This window comes from Methylophilus sp. DMC14, assembly GCF_056314085.1.
The window spans coordinates 328667-350552 of the sequence record NZ_JBQUZA010000001.1 but is presented as its reverse complement, the minus strand read 5'-3'; the positions used below and the strand labels follow the sequence as shown (position 1 = coordinate 350552).

Annotated in this window: 18 protein-coding genes and 1 riboswitch; of the genes, 2 read left to right on the top strand and 16 right to left on the bottom strand. The window is 51.0% G+C overall.

Features of this window, described 5'->3' with window-relative positions:
* Window positions 1–231 precede the first annotated feature (231 nt).
* From ACT53C_RS01820 to dapF, 12 genes are all read right to left on the bottom strand, one after another.
* On the bottom strand, window positions 232–768 hold the full coding sequence (locus ACT53C_RS01820) for a DMT family transporter (protein ID WP_476144522.1): 537 nt from the start codon (window positions 766–768) through the stop codon (window positions 232–234).
* Window positions 719–2521, bottom strand: coding sequence for an allophanate hydrolase (gene atzF / locus ACT53C_RS01815; RefSeq protein ID WP_476144520.1), 1803 nt, complete (start codon window positions 2519–2521; stop codon window positions 719–721). Before atzF ends, ACT53C_RS01820 begins: the two co-directional genes overlap by 50 nt.
* Window positions 2522–2532: 11 nt before the next feature.
* Window positions 2533–6132, bottom strand: coding sequence for an urea carboxylase (gene uca, locus ACT53C_RS01810; protein ID WP_476144519.1), 3600 nt, complete (start codon window positions 6130–6132; stop codon window positions 2533–2535).
* 211 nt (window positions 6133–6343) lie between these two features.
* The gene (locus tag ACT53C_RS01805; RefSeq protein ID WP_476144516.1) at window positions 6344–6979 is read right to left on the bottom strand and encodes an urea amidolyase associated protein UAAP2; all 636 of its coding nucleotides are present in this window, start codon (window positions 6977–6979) and stop codon (window positions 6344–6346) included.
* A 13-nt stretch (window positions 6980–6992) separates the two neighbouring features.
* A complete protein-coding gene (locus tag ACT53C_RS01800) occupies window positions 6993–7721 on the bottom strand; it encodes an urea amidolyase associated protein UAAP1 (protein ID WP_194748793.1) in 729 nt (242 codons plus the stop codon).
* 11 nt (window positions 7722–7732) lie between these two features.
* On the bottom strand, window positions 7733–8515 hold the full coding sequence (locus ACT53C_RS01795; protein ID WP_194748792.1) for an ABC transporter ATP-binding protein: 783 nt from the start codon (window positions 8513–8515) through the stop codon (window positions 7733–7735).
* Complete coding sequence (locus ACT53C_RS01790; protein ID WP_476144513.1) at window positions 8512–9267, bottom strand: ABC transporter permease; 756 nt, start codon at window positions 9265–9267, stop codon at window positions 8512–8514. The genes ACT53C_RS01795 and ACT53C_RS01790 overlap by 4 nt, the downstream gene beginning before the upstream one ends.
* Window positions 9268–9338: 71 nt before the next feature.
* Complete coding sequence (locus ACT53C_RS01785; protein ID WP_275357681.1) at window positions 9339–10400, bottom strand: putative urea ABC transporter substrate-binding protein; 1062 nt, start codon at window positions 10398–10400, stop codon at window positions 9339–9341.
* Between the two features lie 57 nt (window positions 10401–10457).
* A riboswitch (guanidine-I (ykkC/yxkD leader) is annotated at window positions 10458–10555 on the bottom strand.
* Between the two features lie 403 nt (window positions 10556–10958).
* Window positions 10959–11540: a superoxide dismutase gene (locus ACT53C_RS01780; RefSeq protein WP_476144511.1), complete on the bottom strand. Its 582-nt coding sequence runs from the start codon at window positions 11538–11540 to the stop codon at window positions 10959–10961.
* A 184-nt stretch (window positions 11541–11724) separates the two neighbouring features.
* A complete protein-coding gene (gene xerC, locus ACT53C_RS01775) occupies window positions 11725–12606 on the bottom strand; it encodes a tyrosine recombinase XerC (RefSeq protein WP_476144509.1) in 882 nt (293 codons plus the stop codon).
* A 189-nt stretch (window positions 12607–12795) separates the two neighbouring features.
* The gene (locus ACT53C_RS01770) at window positions 12796–13449 is read right to left on the bottom strand and encodes a DUF484 family protein (protein WP_194748787.1); all 654 of its coding nucleotides are present in this window, start codon (window positions 13447–13449) and stop codon (window positions 12796–12798) included.
* A gap of 33 nt (window positions 13450–13482) precedes the next feature.
* Window positions 13483–14313 (bottom strand): diaminopimelate epimerase, encoded by an 831-nt coding sequence (gene dapF / locus ACT53C_RS01765; RefSeq protein ID WP_194748786.1) that lies wholly within the window; start codon window positions 14311–14313, stop codon window positions 13483–13485.
* Between the two features lie 166 nt (window positions 14314–14479).
* Here dapF and metK point away from each other — a divergent pair, with 166 nt between their 5' ends.
* The gene (gene metK, locus ACT53C_RS01760) at window positions 14480–15643 is read left to right on the top strand and encodes a methionine adenosyltransferase (protein ID WP_476144506.1); all 1164 of its coding nucleotides are present in this window, start codon (window positions 14480–14482) and stop codon (window positions 15641–15643) included.
* A 117-nt stretch (window positions 15644–15760) separates the two neighbouring features.
* Window positions 15761–17017 carry an HD-GYP domain-containing protein gene (locus ACT53C_RS01755; RefSeq protein WP_476144504.1) on the top strand — a complete coding sequence of 419 codons (1257 nt, stop codon included), beginning with the start codon at window positions 15761–15763 and terminating at the stop codon, window positions 17015–17017.
* Between the two features lie 80 nt (window positions 17018–17097).
* On the opposite strand, the gene topA is transcribed toward ACT53C_RS01755, so the two are convergent.
* The 4 genes from topA to ACT53C_RS01735 form a co-directional block, all read right to left on the bottom strand.
* A complete protein-coding gene (topA, locus tag ACT53C_RS01750) occupies window positions 17098–19653 on the bottom strand; it encodes a type I DNA topoisomerase (RefSeq protein ID WP_476144502.1) in 2556 nt (851 codons plus the stop codon).
* A gap of 111 nt (window positions 19654–19764) precedes the next feature.
* Entirely contained in the window at window positions 19765–20706 is a 942-nt protein-coding gene (gene ttcA, locus ACT53C_RS01745; protein ID WP_275357675.1) for a tRNA 2-thiocytidine(32) synthetase TtcA, read from the bottom strand.
* A 68-nt stretch (window positions 20707–20774) separates the two neighbouring features.
* Window positions 20775–21095, bottom strand: a complete 321-nt coding sequence (locus ACT53C_RS01740) for a hypothetical protein (protein ID WP_379074548.1) — start codon at window positions 21093–21095, stop codon at window positions 20775–20777.
* Between the two features lie 7 nt (window positions 21096–21102).
* A complete protein-coding gene (locus ACT53C_RS01735) occupies window positions 21103–21855 on the bottom strand; it encodes a pteridine reductase (protein WP_476144501.1) in 753 nt (250 codons plus the stop codon).
* Window positions 21856–21886: the final 31 nt, after the last annotated feature.

Below are 21886 nucleotides of genomic sequence, written 5' to 3'. Positions count from 1 at the left end.
AGTTTCGTGTGAATTCAACTATCCCATTTTCGCAATGATGGGTTGCGCGCTGTAGATTGCCTAAGGTTGGGCTTGAATCGTATAAGCTTGGGCAATGGCAACGAAGTAAGCTACATCAGCAAAGTCTGCTTGATCACAGACGTGCTGTTAAAAGAATAAATACGTCGTCTCACGCAAGGTGAGCGTTAAGTGAGCGACCCTTTAGGGCGAGTGCTGTTGACATTTCATGGTTTATGATCCGCCAACTTTCATGAGTATCAGCCCAGAAATGATTAAGGTTGCCGCAAGTAATCGCAACATTGTGATGGGTTCAGAGAGCACCGTGATGCCAACGATAAATGCACCAACGCCACCAATCCCCGTCCAAACAGTGTAAGCGGTGCCCATGGGGATCGTGCGCATCGCTGAAGATAGCAACCAAAAGCTTCCTATCACTGTAAGCAGCGTCATGAGTGACGGTAGCAGTTTTGAAAAACCATCAGACTCTTTGATCGCGTAAGCGAAGATGATTTCCAGAATGCCAGCGGCGAAAAGTTGTAACCAAGCCATAAATTGTCCTAAAGTGAAGCCAAGCTGTCCTGTGAAAACGCAATGACTGGAGGGCCTCCCCACTGCGCTAAAGATAGTCATCTTTTTGTGCAACATCCCTATTAAAAGCAAAAAAGATTTTTGAATGGATAATGGAAACGTCAGCGGTCCGCTGACAGACCCAGCAAAGCTATTGGTGTTGCAAGTAATCTCGCCATCCAGAAAACTGAGAAATTTCATCTGCCGTTTCCAGTGCGTAATCCTCACAAATAAATCCGGTGACCCACGACCCATCCATCAGTTCAACCTTGCCGAGTCCTAATGGTGCCGGAATATCATTTAGAAAGGCACCTAGCTCCTGGGTGGGGATTTCCCAGATTTCTACCTCAAATGACCGGCCACCGGTTGCAACTCTTCTTAACCCTGGTCGTTTGGGTGGTGAGCCCGCCAAGGCATAAAACTGGTAAGCAGAGGAGGTCTGTGTTTTCTTGAGCAATTGCCCGCCTTTGTCTTTTAATTGCCAATTCAAGGGCAAACCGTCTAAATGTGCGCCACACACCAGCAGCTGTGAGCGATCATTTTTTGCCAGCGCTGTCAGGGGCGCAGCCGTGAATTCGAATTGACCAATCAGCGGTAGTTTTGAGGTGCGCTGAAAACTGTCCGCAACACTTAAAAGATACTGGTCACAGAATGCCCGCCCAAAAAAAGTCACCCCTGAAGGCAGGCCATTCCGCATGAATCCAGCCGGAACTGCTACCGCAGCATAGTCCAGCAGATTCATGAAGTTGGTGTAAGTCCCCAAATCAGAGTTACGTTTCACAGGCTCTGCCGCTAGCTCGGCCAAGGTGACTGGGCGTGGATAGGCTGGCGTGATCATGAAGTCCAGCTCAGCAAGGATGGCATCCGTCTTGACTTTCAGGGCCTGTAATTTGTATTGCGCTCTAAACGCTTGCACCGCCGTGGCAGTCGGCGCTTTCTGCAGCACATCTTTGATGACAGGTAGCACCGCTTCTGGATTATTCTCAATCAACTCGCCAACCACGCTGTATCTTTCAGCGACCCAAGGGCCTTCGTAAAGAAGCTTCGCAGCCTCCAGAAAGGCACTGAAGTCTATTTCAATGGCGATGCCTCCCATGGTCTCAAGAGTGGAGACTGAACGCTCAAAGAGGGCCTGACTTTCAGCGCAACCTAGAAACTCTAATTGTTTAGGGACGCCAAACTTAAATCCGGAGGCGGGGATACCAAACGATCTGCCCGTGTTCCAGCCAACATTGGCACGACTGTATTCGTCTTCTGGATCCTTATGCGCAGTGAGTGCTAGCAGTTTGCTTGCTTCCAATGCAGTCGCGGTAAAAAAGGTCGTGCAATCCAGTGTGCGACAAGCTGGCACCACGCCAGCCGTTGAAATTAAGCCCTTGGTGGCTTTCAATCCAATCAGGTTATTGAGCGCTGCCGGAACACGCCCGCTGCCTGCGGTATCCGTCCCGAGTGCAAATGATGCCAGTCCCAATGCCACTGCCAGCGCGGAGCCTGCACTGGAGCCGCCACTGGGATATTCAGCAAGGACGCTATTGCGGCAGAGTCCATAGGGGGAGCGGGTGCCGTTCAGGCCAGTCGCGAACTGATCAAGATTCGTTTTACCGATGGGGATCGCGCCTAGTGCGATCAACTGCGCAACAATGGTGGCATTTTTTGCCGGGATGTAACTAAACGCATGACATGCCGCCGTGGTCGGGACACCGGCCAGGTCGATGTTATCCTTGACCGCAAATGGGACGCCATACAGCGGTAAGCTTTCAGGCCCGGTCGCCTCTAGATTTGCCAGATAAGGCGCTAACTCTTCTTCGGTCAGAATGTGGATGAAGAGCTTGTATTCTGGATTTAACTGGAGGGCTCTTTCGCGCAATGCTTGAATGAGTTCACGGGGTGAGAATGCATGGTTGGCATACGCACTTTTAAGGGCATCCAATTGCAGGTTATATGGGTGTTTCATTTCAATGTCCTTTAAGCTTCGTTAATCACGACCACACACTGCCCGGCTTTGACTGGTGAGCCAGGGGAGACGCGTATCTCTGCCACAACACCATCGACAGGTGCCTGGATTTCAATTTCCATTTTCATGGATTCAAGAATGACTAAAGATTCGCCAGTGGTCACCTGTTGCCCAATCTGCACAACGACTTGCCACAAATTACCGGCAATGTGACTTTCCACGCCAACCTGACCCTCGGCTAAGGTGGATTCTTCAGGGTCACTGGCTAAATGTTCATCTATTTCAAAATGGGCCTGGCCAATGTCAATCCAGCGCTGGCGCTCCGCATCGAATGCGGTTTGTTGATGGGTCCTGAAGGCTTGAATTGATGCCGCCTCTGTTGCCAAGAAGGACTGATATTGCGAAAGGTTAAGGCTGGTCTCTTCTATCTTTAATGGGTAGCGACCGAGTGGAAAGTCGCGCCGGATGACGAGTAACTCTTCGGCCGACACCGGGTAAAAGCGAATCTGGTCAAAGAAATTCAATAACCATGGCTTTCCTTCAAACGCAGCTACCTGTTTATATCGACTCCACATTTGCAGGGTGCGGCCCACAAACTGGTAACCCCCTGGGCCCTCCATACCGTAAACACACATGTAAGCGCCGCCAATGCCGACGGAATTCTCGGCCGTCCAGGTTCTGGCCGGATTGTATTTGGTAGTGACTAATCTGTGCCGTGGATCCAAGGGGGTGGCGACTGGCGCCCCAAGATAAACATCCCCCAGGCCCATGACCAGGTAACTGGCGTCAAAAACGATTTCCTGTACTTTTTGAATATCCGGCAATTCATTAATGCGACGGATAAACTCCAGGTTGCTCGGGCACCAAGGCGCATCTTTACGCACGGTGGTCATATATTTTTCGATCGCCAATTGGCACGCCGGATCGTCCCAGGACAATGGCAGGTGAACCACGCGCGATGGCACGGTAATGTCTTGCGTTGAGCTGACCTTGCCCCAAATTTCCTGGATCAACGCCAATAATGTTTTTAATGGCAGCTGTTCAGGCTGGTAATGCACTTGCAAGGAGCGTATGCCAGGGGTGAGGTCAATAATGCCTGCAAGATTGCTTTGTTCGATGGCTTGCATCAATGCATGTGCTTTGAATCGTAAAACAAGGTCCAGCTCAGGGGCGCCGATCTCAATCAACAAGTGCGTATCGCCGGATAGTCTTGCGACGAGCTTGGACGCCTTTTCCCCAATTTCCAGCACGATAGGCGACTGCAGTTCTGCTGCCTGCCAGGATGCAGTGACTGGACTCAGGCCTGCGATTTGTTGCTGTTGTTCTTTAAACGCCTGTCTGGCGGTGGCGATGGTCACCGGGATAAAGCGAACTTTGTCTCCTGCCTTGAGTTGTCCCAAGTGCCATAAATCTGCTTCAATCATCGTCACCGGGCAGACAAAGCCGCCCAGGCTGGGCCCATCAGGCCCGAGAATCACCGGCATGTCACCGGTGAAATCAACCGCACCAATCGCATAGGGGTTGTCGTGAATATTGGATGGGTGTAAACCCGCTTCACCGCCGCTCTCTCTGACCCACTCAGGTTTTGGTCCAATCAGGCGAACACCGGTCCTGCTGGAGTTGAAATGCACTTCCCAATCTGTGTTTAAAAACTGCTCGACGTAGCGCTGGGTGAAATATTCCGGGGCGCCATGCGGGCCGTAAATGACCCGGATCTGCCTGGTCTCAGCAAGGGGAGGGTAGAGGCCTGGCGGTAGTGCGATGCCCGCAGCAGCATCCTCTAATGCTGACAGGTGGATGACATCCCCGGCTCTTAAAGCGCGCCCGGCATGCCCGCCAAATTGGCCCAGTGTAAACGTACTTTTACTGCCCAAATATTCAGGAATCTCCAGGCCGCCCCTGAAAAGCAGATAGCTGCGGGCGCCTGTTTCGGCAATCTTGCCTAAGCTTAACGTTGACCCTTGCTTGATATGGAGAGAGACATTGTGTGGCATCTGCTCGCCATCCACTTTTACCGGGATGTTTGCACCCGTAATGGCGACAACGGCATCCGTATTGAAGCGTAAGGTCGGGCCACTCATGGTGATTTCCAATCCGGCGGCACGTTCTTCGTTCCCCAGCAAACGATTCCCCAAACGGAACGCCAGGCTATCCATTGGGCCTGAGGGCGGAACACCGACGGCCCAATATCCCTGGCGACCAGGGTAATCCTGAATGGTGGTTTGCGTGCCCGGAACAAGGACTTCAAACGTGTGAGATTGATAGGCTAAACCCTCAAGGCAGCACGTCCAGGGATGGCCTTCTGAAAATGGTTGGTCGGATAATATTTGTCTGAGGTAGTCACGGTTGGTCTCTACGCCGTATAGCACGGTCTCACCAAGCGCGTCATCCAGGCGCTTTCTGGCCTCTTCCCTGGTGGCTGACCAGCTAATCACTTTTGCAATCATGGGGTCAAAATAGGGTGGCACTTCACACCCTGCCTCAACCCAGGTGTCTACACGCAATGCTTTTCCATCCGCGGGAGGAAACGCAACATTGGTCAACAAACCAGGGCTGGGTTGAAAGTCTTTTCCAGGATCTTCCGCATACAGGCGCGCTTGTATTGAATGACCATGAGGGTGCAGTGTTTGGCGAATGTCTGACAAAGGCGGTAAGTCGCCAGCCGCCAATTCAATCATCCAACGCACCAGGTCAACGCCCCATACTTGCTCGGTAACACCATGCTCTACCTGTAAGCGGGTATTCACTTCGAGGAAATAAAATTGCTCGGCAAGGCTGTCATACACAAATTCTACGGTGCCCGCACTGCGGTAATTAACCGCTTTTGCTAATTTAATCGCCGCTTCACATAGCGCCTGCGCCATGCCGTCCGGCAAGTTGGGCGCCGGGGTTTCTTCTAATACTTTTTGGTTTCTGCGCTGCACTGAGCAATCACGCACCCCCAAGGCAATGACCTCACCTTTGCCATCCCCAAACACCTGCACCTCTAAGTGTCTGGCGCGTTCGATGTACTTTTCAATAAATACACCAGAGTCACTAAAGTTGTTTTGTCCCAAGCGCCTTACGGCTTCAAACGCTTCGGCAAGGTCGCGTTCGTTCCAGCACACGCGCATGCCTATGCCACCCCCCCCCGCGGTACTTTTCAGCATTACCGGGTAACCTACCTGCTTGGCTGCAGCGGTTGCCTCGTGCACGCTCTCCAACAACTCGGTGCCCTCCAGCATGGGCACCTGATGGGCTTTTGCAATGGCCCTTGCCGTGTGCTTAAGCCCGAATACGCGTAATTGTTCCGGGGTTGGGCCAATAAAGGCGATGCCCGCTTGTTCGCAAGCTTCTGCGAACGCTGCATTCTCAGATAAAAAACCGTACCCAGGATGAATGGCAGTCGCGCCGGTGGTTTTTGCAATTTCAAGTATCCGCGCCACATTGAGATACGTATTTGCAGCGGGACCTTCCCCAAGGCTAATCGCCTCGTCGGCCTGCTGAATATGTAAACTGGCAATGTCCGATTCTGAATAAACCGCCACCCCTTTCACGTTCAGGGCTTTTAGGGTGCGGAGGATGCGGCAAGCAATCGCCCCTCGATTTGCAATCAGTAGTTTATTGAACATACAAATGATCTTCTGAGGGCGGGTCGTCCCGCATATACGAAACCGCGCTGAGGTCGTCCACAGCGGGATCCACTGGCTAGGTGAGTATTTGGATAGCCGTTAAGTGACTGACTAAATCATGTTTATTTAGAGAAGTCTGCTCTTGCTGTCATGCCTTGATACAAGGCATCAAGCACTTTTCGAAAGACGCGTATCATCTTCTTTTTGAATGTTAGTTCCATACAAACACCTCCGCTTGGGTTGGGTTCCATCCATTACATGGGTTGTTCAGTTGTGGGCAATTCGAGATCAACACAATTAAATCCTGGTGCGCTTTTAATTCCACATATTTGCCTGGCGCTGAAATGCCATCTGCAAAGGTCAAGCCGCCCTCCGGAGTGACCGGAACGTTCATGAAGAAGTTAATGTTTGCGCCAATATCCCGCTTGTTCAATCTGCCATCATGCAAACAGGCGCACATGAAATTGTCTCTGCAACTATGCATGTAGCGCTTGTCGAGTGAATAACGTACGGTATTACTTTCCTGAGCGCATGCGCCTCCCAGGGTGTCGTGGCGACCGCAGGTATCTGCCACAATCGTGGCTAATGGATTGCCCAGATTTGAGTACAGCGTTGTACCGGTCGTCAGGTAAACCTTGTTCTGATTACGCATGGTCCGTTGCGCGTCATAACGCTCTCTTGGATTGCTCGCGCTATAAAAAAGGGTATCCACGGCCTGGTTACCTTCAGTGTCTAACAGCCTGAATGTCTGTCCTGCTTTGACTTCAAACAAATAAGGTTCGCCTGCCGGAATGACATGGTGAAAAAAGGCTTTTTCAGCAGCTAATGGGCTTGAGATGATGTTCATATTGATTCTTTCCTCACAGGTAGAAGCGTTCAGTGTTATGGAAAGCACGACCGTTTTCTGGCCGTGACTGTCGACACACTTCACTGATACTTTCGCTCTCTGCGTTGCGCCATGACAGTTGCACGGGGCGGGGGTGATACTCAGGATTGGGATCCAATGGATGTTGAATGGCGGTCAGAATCACCAAGGTGTCCATTGGTGCATACAACTCCACGTAATCACCTGCACAAGAATGGTTGGGCTCAAAGAACAGGGATCCCTCGTCATCCACGGTCACTTTGCTAAAAAAGTTGACGACCATGAGCAAGTCTTGAAGATCAAGGTTCCATTTACCCATCTCAACCAACAGATTATCCGTGCCATTACGATAGAAATTATTTCTGAGTTCCTGATAGCGGCCAACGCCATATTTCGCTAGGACTTCTTGAGCGTTTAACACCCCGCCCAAACTGTCATGCCAACCGCATGTATCCTCTGTGATGGCGGCGAGTACTCTCCCCATGTCCGAGTAAAAGCAATGTCCTTTTGTGAGCTTGGCCGTGTGTTGCGCTTTTAAGGTGTCTGGTAAGTTCAGCCGCTCGCTGTGTTGATGTGCATTCAACATCATGAGGCTGACATTGGCGTGACCTTCGACGTCGGTCATGCGCAAAACCTGGTCTTTTTTCAGGATGAAGGAGGTGTGACCTCCGCCTGGAACAAGCTCTTCGTAGAGGATGCTAGATGTATTTGTATCGTTGTTCATCGGTAAACCTTTTAATTCGTTTGATTAAGCACATGGGTGGGCAAGGTCGCCACCTGCGCTTGTTGCTGGCGTCTGTCCTGATTGAGCTTGATGTCGTAGGTGATACGCGCACCGTAGGCTTTGGGTGCATGTGGATCGACTCTGACCTTATCAAATACCATCAATCGGGTGCCCAAATGAAAGCCCTCAGACAAGTCATGGGTGACCATGAAGACCGTCAATTTTGTCTCTTTGCATAGCTCTAACATGAGTGCATGCATATCTTTGCGAATACCAGGATCCAGCGCGCCAAAGGGTTCATCCAGCAACAGGATACGTGGTTGAGCGATCAAAGCCTGCGCGATGGCGAGGCGTTGCTGCATGCCGCCCGATAGCGCAGACGGGTATTGATGCAAATGGTGATCCAGCCCGACACGGCTGAGAATTTGCGTAGCCTTGCGTCTTGCTTCTTTCTTTTTAGCGCCCCACAGGCGCCCCCAAAAAGGCGATGCGGAAAACTCCATGCCTATGACCACATTCTCCAGAACCGTCAGGTGCGGGAACACCGAGTACTTTTGGAATACCACCCCGCGGGAGGGGTCTGGCTCTGCCGGGAGTTTTTGCCCATCCAAAAGAATCTCACCTTTGGTCGGGGTCTCCTGGCCCAGCAGCATGCGCAGGAGTGTGGATTTTCCGCAGCCTGAAGCGCCTACCAGCGTGCAAAACTCGCCTTCTTCAACCTTCAGATTCAGACCCTCTAAAACGACATGGTCTCCGTAGCTTCGCCACACATTCTTAAACTCTATAAAACTCATGCGTCCGCTCCTTCCGCCCAAGGAAAGCAGACTTGATGCAGTTTTTTGAGTGCATAATCTGTCAGCCAAGCCAGCAAGGTGATCCACAAAACATACGGCAAGATCACATCCATCGCGAGATATCTACGCACGAGAAAGATGCGATATCCCAGGCCTTCTGTCGAGGAGATGGCTTCCGCAGAAATCAGAAATAACCAGGCTGAGCCCATCAGTAAGCGCAGGGAAGTCATCAATCTTGCCAGTAATTGCGGTAGTACCACCCGTATCATTAACGTCCATGAGTTAGCGCCTAATGTCTGCGCTTTAATGATGATTTCCTTGGGCAGTTCTCGTGCCCGTTGTTCCAGGTCACGTGCCAGCATGGGCGTGAGTCCGATCACAATCAGCATGATCTTAGAGAGCTCATCCAGGCCAAACACGATAAACAGGATGGGAAGAATCGCCAGCGGCGGCACCATGGAGATGATCGCGACCAAAGGGGAAAGGGATGCCCGTAACAACGGGATCGATCCTAATAAAATACCGAGCGTTAACCCAAGCGATGCAACCATGGCTAAGCTGATCCCTAGTCGCTTCAAACTGGACAAGGTGTCATCCAGCATCAGAAAGGTCCCAGTGGACGGGTCTTCTGTAAAGGCCATCAGCTTCAGGGCTTCCCACATTTGAGAAACACTAGGAAGGAGCTTGTCCTCTGGATTTTCAACCAGGCGAAGATGTGAGTTCACCAAATACACAACAATGATCAAGATCATTGGGATTGCGGCAAGCATCCATCTCGTCCCCCTGCTGGGGTATTGATTAATTAATCTCATGATTGACCTGTTTAGAGCTTGCCATCAACCGCCATTTGCAGATACGTGTCAGTGAATCTGAGTTTGATATTTTTGCTATTACCGGTGACGACGCCGTTGGGATATTCAATGCCAATGGCGGTTGCGGATTTTGCTGCAGGCCCCAGCAAACCATTCTCGAAAGAAAAACTAGAGACCTTTTGCATCACCGTTGGCAGTTTCGCGTCCCTGACAAAGGCCAGTGAGGCAGCAGGTTCATAAAACAGGGCGGTGGTGGAAATTTGCTGCATGTATGAATCCAGGGTTGTGCCAGAGTGCTTTGCCATGTATTGCAACGCCTCTTTATCTTTTGCTTTCATGAGTGCCATCACTTCAAACCATGCGCCCGTTAAAGCTTTCCCTAGCGAGGGGTTTTTTCGTAAAGTGTCTGTATTGACGACCATCAAGTCGATGATTTCGCCAGGAATTTGGCTGGAGGTGAATGCTTTTGAGGTATTTGGCAGCGCGGCTAACTCAGAGAGTTGAGGGTTCCAGGTTGCCATGGCTTTCACAGACGGCGTGCTAAAAGCGGCGACAACATCTGCATCTGAGACATTGACTAACTTCAAGTCCTTCTGGGTGAGTCCGGCCTGTTCCAGAGCTCTCGCCAGTAAGTAATGCGATACAGAATATTGAACCAAGTGTACGCTTTGCCCCTTGAGGTCCTTGATCTGTTTATTCGCACCCTTAATGACAATACCGTCGTTACCATTTGAATAGTCGCCGACAATTAATGCGGTGGAGTCAACGCCACCCGCCGCTGGCACAACCAATGCATCCAGATTGGCCATACTGCAACCATCAAATTGCCCTGCGGTATATTGATTAATGGACTCAGCATAATCGTTCAACTGAGTAACTTTAATCGTGATACCGTATTTCTTTGCCCATTTGGCGACGATGCCTTTTGCTTGCGCATAATCCCATGGCATCCATCCAGCATAAATGGTCCAGCAAATATTGAATTGTTTTTTTGAGTCAGCAGCGAATGCAGTGGTATTGAATAGAGAAAAGCAAAGCAGCGTCAGTGCGATTGTAAAGCGTCGAACTAGCATAGGAGAACTCCAAGTAAATTATTCGGCAAGGGAGCAGCTAACATTCAAAATGTTGCTATCTCCCGGGCTTTTATCCCGCCGTGTAACCTCTTGGAGGTCGTCAGCTCTCGGACCAGCACTCACTCACGTAAGCCGGAACCCTAGCCAACCATTAGGTAATGCAGCGTTCATACCTGCTGCCCCACATGACTAAACTAGCAACTAATATGCCAGTCAGTAAATCCTTGTTTTAAATGGAATTCCTATAAAAGTGATCAATATTTATGCACTTTGATAGTGCGTTAAGTCCAAGTTTGGGCGTGATTAAAATCGTGCAATACGATAAAAATGCAATCATTCACTGGTAAATGACAGAGAAAATACTTTCAGAGAAAGTCAGCCTCACCTCACAAAGGCATGATTACCAAGCGTCTCTATTCAAACTGATCAACCAGGAAAAAATAAAGCCCCAGAAGGTCCGGGGCTTTAGCGCAGGTGTTTGGTATCACCAAACAACGCTTTTAATATACAGGTTAATGTTTGCGACTTTTAGTTTATTGTCGCCAACGACTCTGCGAATTAAGCAAAGTTTTTTGCTGCAAATTCCCAGTTCACCAGGTGATTGAGGAATGTTTCCACGAATTTAGGACGGGCATTGCGGTGGTCGATGTAGTAGGCGTGTTCCCAAACGTCGATGGTCAACAATGCAGTGTCGCCTGTGGTCAATGGGGTGCCCGCGGCGCCCATGTTAACGATGTCTACAGAGCCGTCAGCTTTTTTCACCAACCAGGTCCAGCCTGAACCAAAGTTGCCGACTGCTGAAGCTTGGAAGGCTTTTTTGAATTCTTCATAAGAACCCCATTTGGTATTGATGGCTGCAGCCAATGCACCGGTTGGCTCACCGCCACCGTTTGGAGACAGGCAGTTCCAGAAGAAGGTATGGTTCCAGATTTGTGCAGAGTTGTTGTAGATGCCAGCAGAAGATTTTTTCACAATCTCTTCAAGGCTGGCATTTTCAAACTCGGTGCCTTTGATCAGGTTGTTGAGGTTGGTCACGTAGGCTTGGTGGTGTTTGCCATAGTGATAGTCAAAAGTTTCTTCAGACATGTGTGGGGCTAATGCGTTTTTTGCAAAAGGCAATGCTGGTAAGACGTGTTCCATGGAATTTCCTTTTTTAGGTTTAATTGAAATAACTGCCTGTCATGACTAAACGCAGGCGATGTGACTTTAGAGTCACGAGACTGGTAGAAAGTTTACCAATTTAGTAGGGTTATTTTGCCACAATTTATGCACTTGCAAAACCATGTGAGGACTAGGGTAAAGGCTAGGCCATTGATTCAGCCATTTATTTTTTTTTGGCACGCGGGTGTGCAGCGTCATACACTTTGCTCAAATGCTGAAAATCCAGATGTGTATAGACCTGGGTGGTGCTGATATTGGCGTGCCCAAGCATTTCTTGTACGGCACGTAAGTCACCGCTACTTTGGAGTACGTGGCTGGCAAAGCTGTGACGCAGCATATGGGGATGCACATGGTTATGCAGGCCTTGCTTGATGGCCCAGTCACTGATGCGCTTTTGGATGCTGCGACCGTTGAGGCGGCGGCCTTGCTGGCTAATGAAGACCGCGGGTTGCTGTGGCTGTTTGAGCAGCCACAGCGGCCGCTGGGCCAACCAGGCCTTCAGTGCAGCAACGGCTTTGCTCCCCAGCGGGACTATCCGTGTTTTATTGCCTTTGCCGATGACGGTGACCATGCCTTCGTTTAAATCCAGCCGGTCCAGATTGAGGCCGACCAGTTCGCTCAGTCGCAAGCCTGAGGAGTAGAACAGTTCCAGCATGGCGCGGTCGCGCACAACGATGGCGGTATCGCCCTCCAGTTCGACCAGTTTGATGGTTTGCTCGATGGATAAGGCGTGTGGCAGCGTTTTGGCGGCTTTGGGTGCGCGCAAACCGACGACCGGATTGGAGGGGAATTGGTGATGCAGGACCAGATAACGGAAGAAGCCACGCCAGCTGGAGAGCATACGTGCGATGCTGCGGCCACTCAGGCCTTGGCTATGCAGAGTGGCAATACTCCGACGGATGTGTTGCGGGGTGATCGATTGCAGCGTGTGCCCGTGTTGCGCCAGCAGTTGTTCGAGGTCACGCTGGTAGTTGTTGCGGGTATGTTCACTGAGACCACGCTCGAAATGCAGAAAATCGAGGTAGTCATCTAGCAATTCATGCATGCGAGTATCCGCAGTACTTTAAATATGAGTCAGCGGCAGCCAGTGCCCGCCGCAGTTGGAGTGACCATGCTTGTTCATGCGGACGCTGGGTCCCGGCCAACGCGGCTATTTGGCCACGTTGACATGGTTGATTTACGCTGACAATTGCCGCAAGAAGATCCCTCTTGGCGGAAACCTCAGCGGGGGCTTTCATACAATATAGCGTGCCAGTGAGGCGCTGACCAGTTCACCGATGCGGTTAAGGAATAACGTGCCCATGCCAGCATAAAAGCGGCTGCGTTGTTCACTTGGGATGGCCATCAAACCAAACGTCACTTCCTGGTAGCGCATCGGAATCACGGCCAGCGAAGCCGGGGTTTCACTAAACCAGCCAGCAATATCCATGGTTGGCAGCGTGCCACAGTAAGGTTGGCTCAAGTCTTTGGCCCAGTTTTTGAGCGAGTCTTCTGCCGCAATAAACAGGCTGTCTGGCGCATGGGCGTCATTGGCCCATAGTTTGAGTTGCGTATTTGGCAACTGAAACTGGCTGGACAAAAACTCGACCAGATGCGCATGCAAGGCTGGCACGTCTTTGGCATACAGCAAGCCTAAAGTCAGCTCGTGCACCTTGTTGGCGGTGGTTTCGTTTTCTTCTGCGGTCAGAATTAGCTCGGTGAATCTGGATTCCAGCACGCGGATTTTGTCACGTTGTGCAATTTGCTGACGTTCTGCCAGTGAAATGGTGCCTTTGCCATGTGGGCTGGGCAGGAACAGCTCTGCCAGTAAGTGGGCATGACGCTCAAAGAAATCAGGGTGTGCTTTGAGGTAATGCTTGATGTCGTTTTCGTTGATGCTTTCTTCCATGATACTGCTGTTCTTTATCTTAAGTTCTTTGTTTTAAATTTCAATTTCGCCGTCAAATACAATCTCTGCCGGCCCGGTCATCAAGACGGGCGACTCTCCGCCTGCCCATTGGATGGTGAGGATGCCGCCACGGGTATGGACTTTGATCGGACTTTGTAGTGTACCCAGTTGGATGCCACTGACGGCTGCCGCGCAGGCGCCAGTGCCGCAAGCCAGCGTTTCACCACTGCCGCGTTCATAGACACGCAAATTGATCTCATGCTCGTTCAGGACCTGCATAAAACCCGCATTCACGCGTTGCGGAAATTGAGGATGCGATTCTATTTGCGGACCAAGGCTGGCGACTTCGGCCGTATGCACATTGTCTACCAGCATTACTGCATGCGGGTTGCCCATGGATACTGCGCTAACTGTGATGGTTTCGCTCGCCAATGGCAATTCATAAGTGGTTGCTTGTTGCTCAGCTTCAAAAGGGATCTGTGCGGGTGTAAAACGAGGTGCGCCCATATTCACGGTGACTTGTCCGTCTTCTTGTAATTTGAGCGTAATCACGCCACTGGCGGTTTCGACCTTGATTTCGTGTTTGTCAGTGAGCCCTTTATCCACGACAAATCGCACAAAACACCTGGCCCCATTGCCACATTGCTCAACTTCGCCACCATCTGCATTAAAAATGCGGTAACGAAAGTCCACGTCAGGCGTGGTCGTCGACTCGACCATCAATAACTGGTCGCAACCCACGCCAAAATAGCGGTTGGCGATGTGCTGGATTTGGGCATGGGAGAGGTTGACGGGTGCGCGAGTCGCATCAATGACGACAAAGTCATTACCGGCGCCCTGCATTTTGGTGAATCTTAATTTCATAGCTCAAGATAATACCTTATCGCGCCGTTGAAGGCATCTATGGTCCGCATATTTATTCCTTGTTGCCGTTAAACTCGGGTAGAATCGTCGTTCCCAATTTTGCGTTCGGCTTTAGCCTTTAGTCGATCGCTTTTATTAACTCTTTATACTTTTCAAGGCGTCAAATATGAGTGAATATCTTTTTACTTCGGAATCCGTTTCCGAAGGTCATCCTGACAAACTGGCCGATCAAGTTTCTGACAGCATTCTCGATGCCATTCTCGCCCAAGATCCGACAGCACGTGTGGCGGCGGAAACACTGGCAAATACTGGCCTGATTGTGTTGGCCGGTGAGATTACGACGACGGCCAATGTTGATTACATCAAAGTCGCGCGCGATACGGTCAAACGCATCGGCTACGACAATACCGATTACGGCATTGACTACAAAGGTTGTGCAGTACTGGTGGCTTATGACAAGCAATCCCCGGACATTGCGCAAGGCGTCGATAACGCCAATGATGACCCTCTGGATCAGGGCGCGGGTGATCAGGGTCTGATGTTTGGCTATGCCGTGAACGAAACGCCACAACTGATGCCTTTGCCCATCTGGTTGAGCCACCGTGTCATGGAGCGTCAATCGCAATTGCGTAAAGATGGCCGCTTGCCTTGGCTGCGTCCGGATGCCAAATCACAAGTCACTATCCAGTATGTCGATGGCAAACCGCATAAAATTGACACCGTGTTGGTGTCTACCCAGCATGCCCCGGAGATGTCACTAGAAGCCATTCGTGAAGCTGTCATTGAAGAAATTATCAAACCGACCTTGCCAGCAGAATTGATCAAAGGCGAGATCAAGTATCTTGTCAATCCGACCGGCCGTTTTGTCATTGGCGGCCCGCAAGGTGATTGCGGCCTCACCGGCCGCAAAATTATTGTGGATACCTATGGTGGTGCGGCCCCTCATGGCGGTGGCGCGTTCTCAGGAAAAGATCCTTCCAAGGTTGACCGCTCAGCTGCTTACGCAGGTCGTTATGTCGCTAAAAACATTGTGGCGGCTGGCTTGGCTGACAAATGTTTGGTGCAGGTGAGCTATGCCATTGGTGTAGCACAGCCAACCTCCATCATGGTCGAGACTTATGGCACAGGCAAAGTCTCTGATGAGCTCCTGACCCAGTTGGTGCGCGAGCATTTTGACTTGCGTCCAAAAGGCATTGTGAAAATGCTGGATTTGTTACGCCCGATCTACAGTAAAACGGCCGCATATGGCCATTTTGGCCGCGATGAGCCTGAATTTAGCTGGGAAAATACGGACAAAGCAGCAGCACTGCGCGCGGCGGCTGGCATTTAAACAATAAATATTCGCGTAAAAGTGATTTTAAGGAGGGCATTTGCCCTCTTTTTTTATGGATTTTTGACCTAAATCAAATGTAAACTGTAAGCAGTTGTATTGGGGTTGTTAAAGAGAATGTTAAAAACAATTGCGGTCAAAGATGTCCGCCTAGGCATGTATATTCAGGAGCTCAAAGGCCCGTGGATGGATCATCCATTTTGGCGCAGCAAGTTTGTACTTAAGGATCCTGATGACCTGAAGAAATTGATGGCTAGCCGAATCAAGCAGGTGGTCATTGATGTGAGTCAGGGCTTGGATGTGGCTAAAGTCAAACAAGAGATCACTGCGCCAGCGGAAGCAGAGCAGGCACCGTCTGACCAAGAGCTGGTTATGCTGGAGTTGGATGGCCCGGGTGTGTTGGCACCTGAGCCGTTGCCTGATCCCGATAGATTCAAGCCAACGAGCCTGGAAGCTGAGCGTGAGCAAGCGGCCAAAGTGATTGCCTCATCACGCAAGGCGATCAATTCCATGTTTCAGGATTTGCGATTGGGCAAAGCCATTGAGGCGGAAGCTGTCATGCCTATCGTGGAGGAGATCTCTGCTTCTGTCACACGCAATGTCCACGCCTTGATTAGCCTAGTGCGTTTGAAAACGGCAGATGACTATACCTATATGCATTCGGTGGCGGTCTGCGCATTGATGACAGCACTCGCCAAAGAACTCAAGTTGTCAGAAACCGAGACGCGTCAGGCGGGGTTGGCTGGGCTCATGCATGATATGGGCAAAGCGGCGATTCCATTGGAAATATTGAACAAGCCAGGCGCACTCTCTGATAAGGAGTTTGATATTGTCCGTCAACATCCCAAGCTTGGCTATGACATGCTGGTAAAAGCCAGTATTGCAGATGCTGTGACCCTAGATGTTTGTTTGCACCATCATGAGAAAATGGATGGGACAGGGTATCCTGAACGCTTGTCAGGCGACAAAATCAGTCTGTTTGCCAAAATGGCCGCGATTTGTGATGTGTATGACGCGGTGACCTCGGCACGCGCCTATAAATCCGCCTGGGAGCCCGGGATGGCGCTTAAGCGCATGGCCGGCTGGGCAGGGCATTTTGATCCGGTGATTTTTAAAGCGTTTGTCAAAAGCCTGGGCATTTATCCAATCGGGACTGTTGTCATGTTGAAGTCAGGGCGATTGGCGGTGGTGACCCGGCAAACTGAGGACAGTTTGCTCAAGCCCGTGGTCAAGGCTTTTTTCTCGACCAAATCCCAAGTGCATATTCGGGTGGTTGAGCTGGATTTGTCCAAGGGGGTGGATGAAATTATTGGAAATGAATCTGCAGAGGCTTGGGGGGTGGGTAATATTGAGCACTTATGGGCGACTCATTAGCCTAAACACGTTTTTAATTAAGGCTGCAGATTGAATAAAGTACTCAAAGAAAAATAAAAAAGGGAGCCAGGCTCCCTTTTTTATTCTGCTTCGGTTTTTTTAGTCCGTTTGCTGGTCGTTGTTTTAGTTGCGGTCTTTTTTGCTGGTGCTTTTTTAGCGGTGGATTTCTTGCTCGTGGCTTTTCCTCCACCGTCTTTTGCGGCTTTTTCGGACAACAGTTCCAGCGCTTGTTCAACCGTTAGCTCCTCTGGGGTCACACTTTTTGGCAGGGTGGCACGGATGCTGTTATGTTGCACATAGGGCCCATAACGTCCTGAGAATACCTCGATACGCCCCTCACCTGAAGGGTGCGCGCCCAAGTCAGCCAGCGGTGCCGGGCCTCCCGCAGCTGCTAATAGTGCCACTGCGCCCTCCAGCGTAATGCTGAATACGCTTTCGGTTTTCGGGATGGATTTGAACTTGCCATCGTGATTGACATAAGGGCCAAAACGGCCAATATTAGCAACGATTTTTTTAGCAGTTTCCGGGTGTACGCCCAAGTCTCGTGGCAAGCTCAACAGCATGTGCGCCGTATCAATATTAATCTGGCTGAGTGGAATCTCTTTGGGGATGCTGACGCGTTTTGGCTTTTTCTTTTCGCCTTCCACGGGCAGACCTACCTGCAAATAGGGGCCGTAAGGGCCGTTCATCAGGTAAATGTCTTTTTGGGTTTCCGCGTCTTGACCGATGACGACCGGTTCGGTCGCGGTATTGGTTTCACCATCCAGGCTGCGTTTGTAATCACACTTTGGGGTGGCGTTGTAGCCGGTACAGCCAATAAAGCTACCATAGCGGCTCAGTTGTTTTTGCAACTGGCGGCCACATTTGGGGCATTGTTCATCTATGAGTTCATTGCCCGGACGTTCGACATCGGCCTTGACCTGAATCTGCTGGTTAAACCCTTGCCAGAACTTGTCCATGACCGGCACCCAGTCTAAATTACCCTCGGCAATCTCATCGAGCTCGTTTTCGAGTTTGGCGGTAAAGTCATAATCCACATACTGGGTAAAGTGCTCGGTCAAAAACTTGTTGACCACACGGCCCACGTCGGTGGGCGTAAAGCGTTTTTTATCCAGTAGCACATACTCGCGGTCTTGCAAGGTGGAGATAATGCTCGCATACGTCGAGGGGCGGCCAATACCGTATTCTTCCAGTGCTTTGACCAGGCTGGCCTCAGAGTAACGCGGCGGCGGCTCGGTAAAATGTTGCTCGCCATAAATACGCTCAACGTTCAGCACTTCGCCCGTTTCCAGGTGCGGTAGTTTGGCCTCGGCATCTTCGTCGTCTTTGTCGTCGTCCTTGCCTTCCATATAGACGGCAATAAAGCCAGGGAAGACCAGCGTTTGCCCACTGGCACGGAACAGGTTGGCCTCGGAGCCGACGGCCAGATCCACACTGACTGCGTCATATTTGGCCTGTGTCATCTGACAAGCCAGCGTGCGCTTCCAGATCATTTCATACAGTTTGAACTGCTCGTCATTCAGATATTGACGCATACTGGCTGGCGTCCGTGTAATGTCGGTAGGGCGGATCGCCTCATGCGCCTCTTGAGCATTCTTCGCTTTGGTTTTGTACATGATGGGCGCTTTAGGCAGGTAGTCTGCGTCAAAATGCTTTTTCACGTAGTCGCGGATTTGCATGACTGCTTCAGTGGCCAGGCTGAATGAGTCGGTACGCATGTAGGTAATCAAACCGACGGTGCCGCTACCCACGTCTACCCCTTCATACAGTTGTTGTGCAACACGCATGGCGCGGCTGGTGGTAAAGCCCAGCTTGCGCACGGCCTCTTGTTGCAAGGTTGAAGTGGTGAATGGGGCGGCCGGACTCCGGCTGCGTTGTTTTTTCTCAACGCGGGTGACCGTTGTTTTGCCGGCAGACGCCAGCAGCAGTTTGCCGACGATATCGGCTTGCTGGTCATGATTGATGACGGTGAACTGTTCGACTTTTGCCCCATTGAGCTGCACCAGCTTGGCTTCAAAACCATGCGCATGCTTGAGCGCACCCATATGGATGCTCCAGTATTCCTGACTGGTAAAGGCTTCGATTTCGAGCTCGCGTTCAACAATCAGGCGCAAGGCCGGGCTCTGCACGCGGCCAGCCGAGAGGCCGCGGCGGATCTTTTTCCATAGTAGTGGCGATAAATTAAAGCCAACCAGATAGTCCAGCGCGCGGCGCGCCTGCTGCGCATTGACCAGGTCCATCGAAATGTCGCGCGGATGATCAATCGCATACTTGACGGCGGTTTGCGTGATTTCGTTAAACTCAACGCGTTTGAGCAATTTGTTCTTGATCAGCTTTTTCTCGGCCAGAATCTCGGCAATATGCCAGGAGATGGCCTCGCCTTCGCGATCCGGGTCGGTTGCCAGATAAATGCTGTCTGCATTTTTGACTGCTTTGGCAATCGCATCTACGTGCTTGCTGTTGCGGTCGATAATGCCGTACTTCATGGCAAATTGCTGGGTTGGATCGACGGCGCCATTTTTCGGAATCAGGTCTCGTACATGCCCGTAAGAGGCCAAGACTTCAAAGTCGCCGCCCAAATACTTTTTTAGGGTTTTGGCTTTGGAAGGGGATTCTACAATCAGTAGTTTGGACATTGCGTAGTCTGTTTAAGCGTTGGCTAGATAATAGCAAGCGTTGCAACGGCTAGACAACCTTCCATACAAGAAAGTGCCGTTTTATACACCTGCCATCCTCAAATAGTTGTTTTATTCTTCAGTGGACACCGCAACTGGAAACGGTTTGCGTGCAAAGGCAATATGTTTTTCGTCTTGCGTGGCAATGGTCAGCGCCATGTCGTTGCTCGAAAATTTCTCATGGTCAAACATGGGATCTTCATCCTCCTCTTTAGCCTGGCTCAAATGCTTGAAGTCATACAAGTCAAAATCTGCCAAGTGTGAGGGCTCCACATTACCAATGGCACGGAAAATATTATTGATGCGCCCGGGTTGTTCACGCTCCCAGTTGTTAAGCATGTCTTTTACCTTTTGCCGCTGCAAGTTTTCCTGGCTGCCGCACAAATCACACGGAATAATCGGAAACTGCATGCCGCGTGCATAAGCGGCAATGTCTTTTTCGGCACAATAGGCCAGCGGGCGGATCACCATGAATTCGCCACGGTTGGTCGCCAGCTTGGGCGGCATCGCCTTCATCTTGGCCCCGTAAAACATGTTTAAGAACAAGGTTTGCACAATGTCATCGCGATGGTGTCCCAGCGCAATCTTGTTGGCACCCAATTGCTGCGCCGTGGTGTAGATAATGCCACGACGCAGGCGTGAACACAGACTGCAAGTGGTTTTACCCTCAGGGATTTTTTCCTTGACGATGGAATAGGTGTCGGCCTCGACGATGCGATATTCCACACCCAGTTTTTCAAAGTAGGCCGGCAGAATGTCGGCTGGAAAGCCCGGCTGCTTCTGGTCCAGATTCATCGCAATCAGTTTGAAGTTGATTGGCGCGCGTTCTTGCAGCGCCAGCAGAATCATGAGCATGGCATGGCTGTCTTTGCCGCCACTCATGCACACCAGCACGGTATCGCCTTCCTCAATCATGTTGTAGTCACCAATGGCTTTACCGGTGGCACTAATCAACTGGTTGCGCAGCTTTAAAAAATTCTGGCTGACATCGTCAGGGTAATGTTTGATCTTCATAGGCGCGCATTATAGCGGAAAGCCGGGCGTAAAAATGGTAAGTGTTTGATTATTTGAGGTGATTTTGTTTATTCCAGCGTAACATCTGCATCGCATCGCGTATCTGCAGCAATCCAGCGTCTGAATAATCGGCTGGCCGCACGGTTGAGCCTGGTCGGTAGCCAGCTTAAAAATTGCGCCGGCGCACTGACCATGCCGCAAAAATAACGTTTTTCAACTTCACTCCAGATCAGGGCGCGGCACGGGGTTTGATGTGGCCAGAGCAGGGTCAGACTCACCGGGCAGGGCTCGGCCGCACAACAGACACCACAGCCATTACAGGCTGCACCCAATTCGGGTTTGGGGGGCGCAGCAGCATGGATAGTGATGGTCTGCTCTTTAATCCGCATCGCTAAGTTAAATACTTAAATGGCGGCCGCCATCCACGGCCAGCACATGGCCGGTGATAAACGGCGCGTCATACACCAGAAACTTGACCGCCTTGGCAATGTCATCCGGTTCGCCTGTGCGCTTAAGCAGGGTCTGGTTGACGACCTGTTGCCGGTAGGTTTCATCAAACTCCTGATTGTCTTCTGGCCACAACACTGGCCCTGGTGCAACCGCATTGACGCGTACATTGGGCGCCAACTCCTGCGCCAGCGATTTGGTCAGGTTGACCAGGCCGGCTTTGGCGGCACTGTAAACGATGTAATGCTTTTTCGGGCGCTCTATGTGCATGTCTGTGATGTTGACAATGCACCCCCGGCTGGCGAACAGAGCATCGGCGGCGGCCTGGCTTAAAAATAAGGGCGCTTTGAGATTGCTGCCGGTGAGTTCGTCCCATTGTGCTTCGCTAATGCCACCGAGGGGTGTCGCATAATAGCTGGAAGCGTTGTTGATCAGTGCATCGAGTCGGCCGAATTGTTGCAAGGTGGCTTGGATCAGTTTGGGTAAATCTGCCGTTTGCAGTAGGTTGGTCTGCATGATCGCTACACTGTCGGCACGCGTCTGGTTGAGCTCTGCTTGCAATGTTTCGGCTTCTTGCTGACTGGTGTGGTAGTGCAACATCACATTGGCCCCTTGCTGGTGCAAGGCGCGGGTGATGGCGGCGCCTACCCGTTTGGCACCGCCGGTAATCAATACCACTTTATTGTTAGGGCTGAATTTCACGTTGTACTCTTTTCTAAACGGCTCACATTAT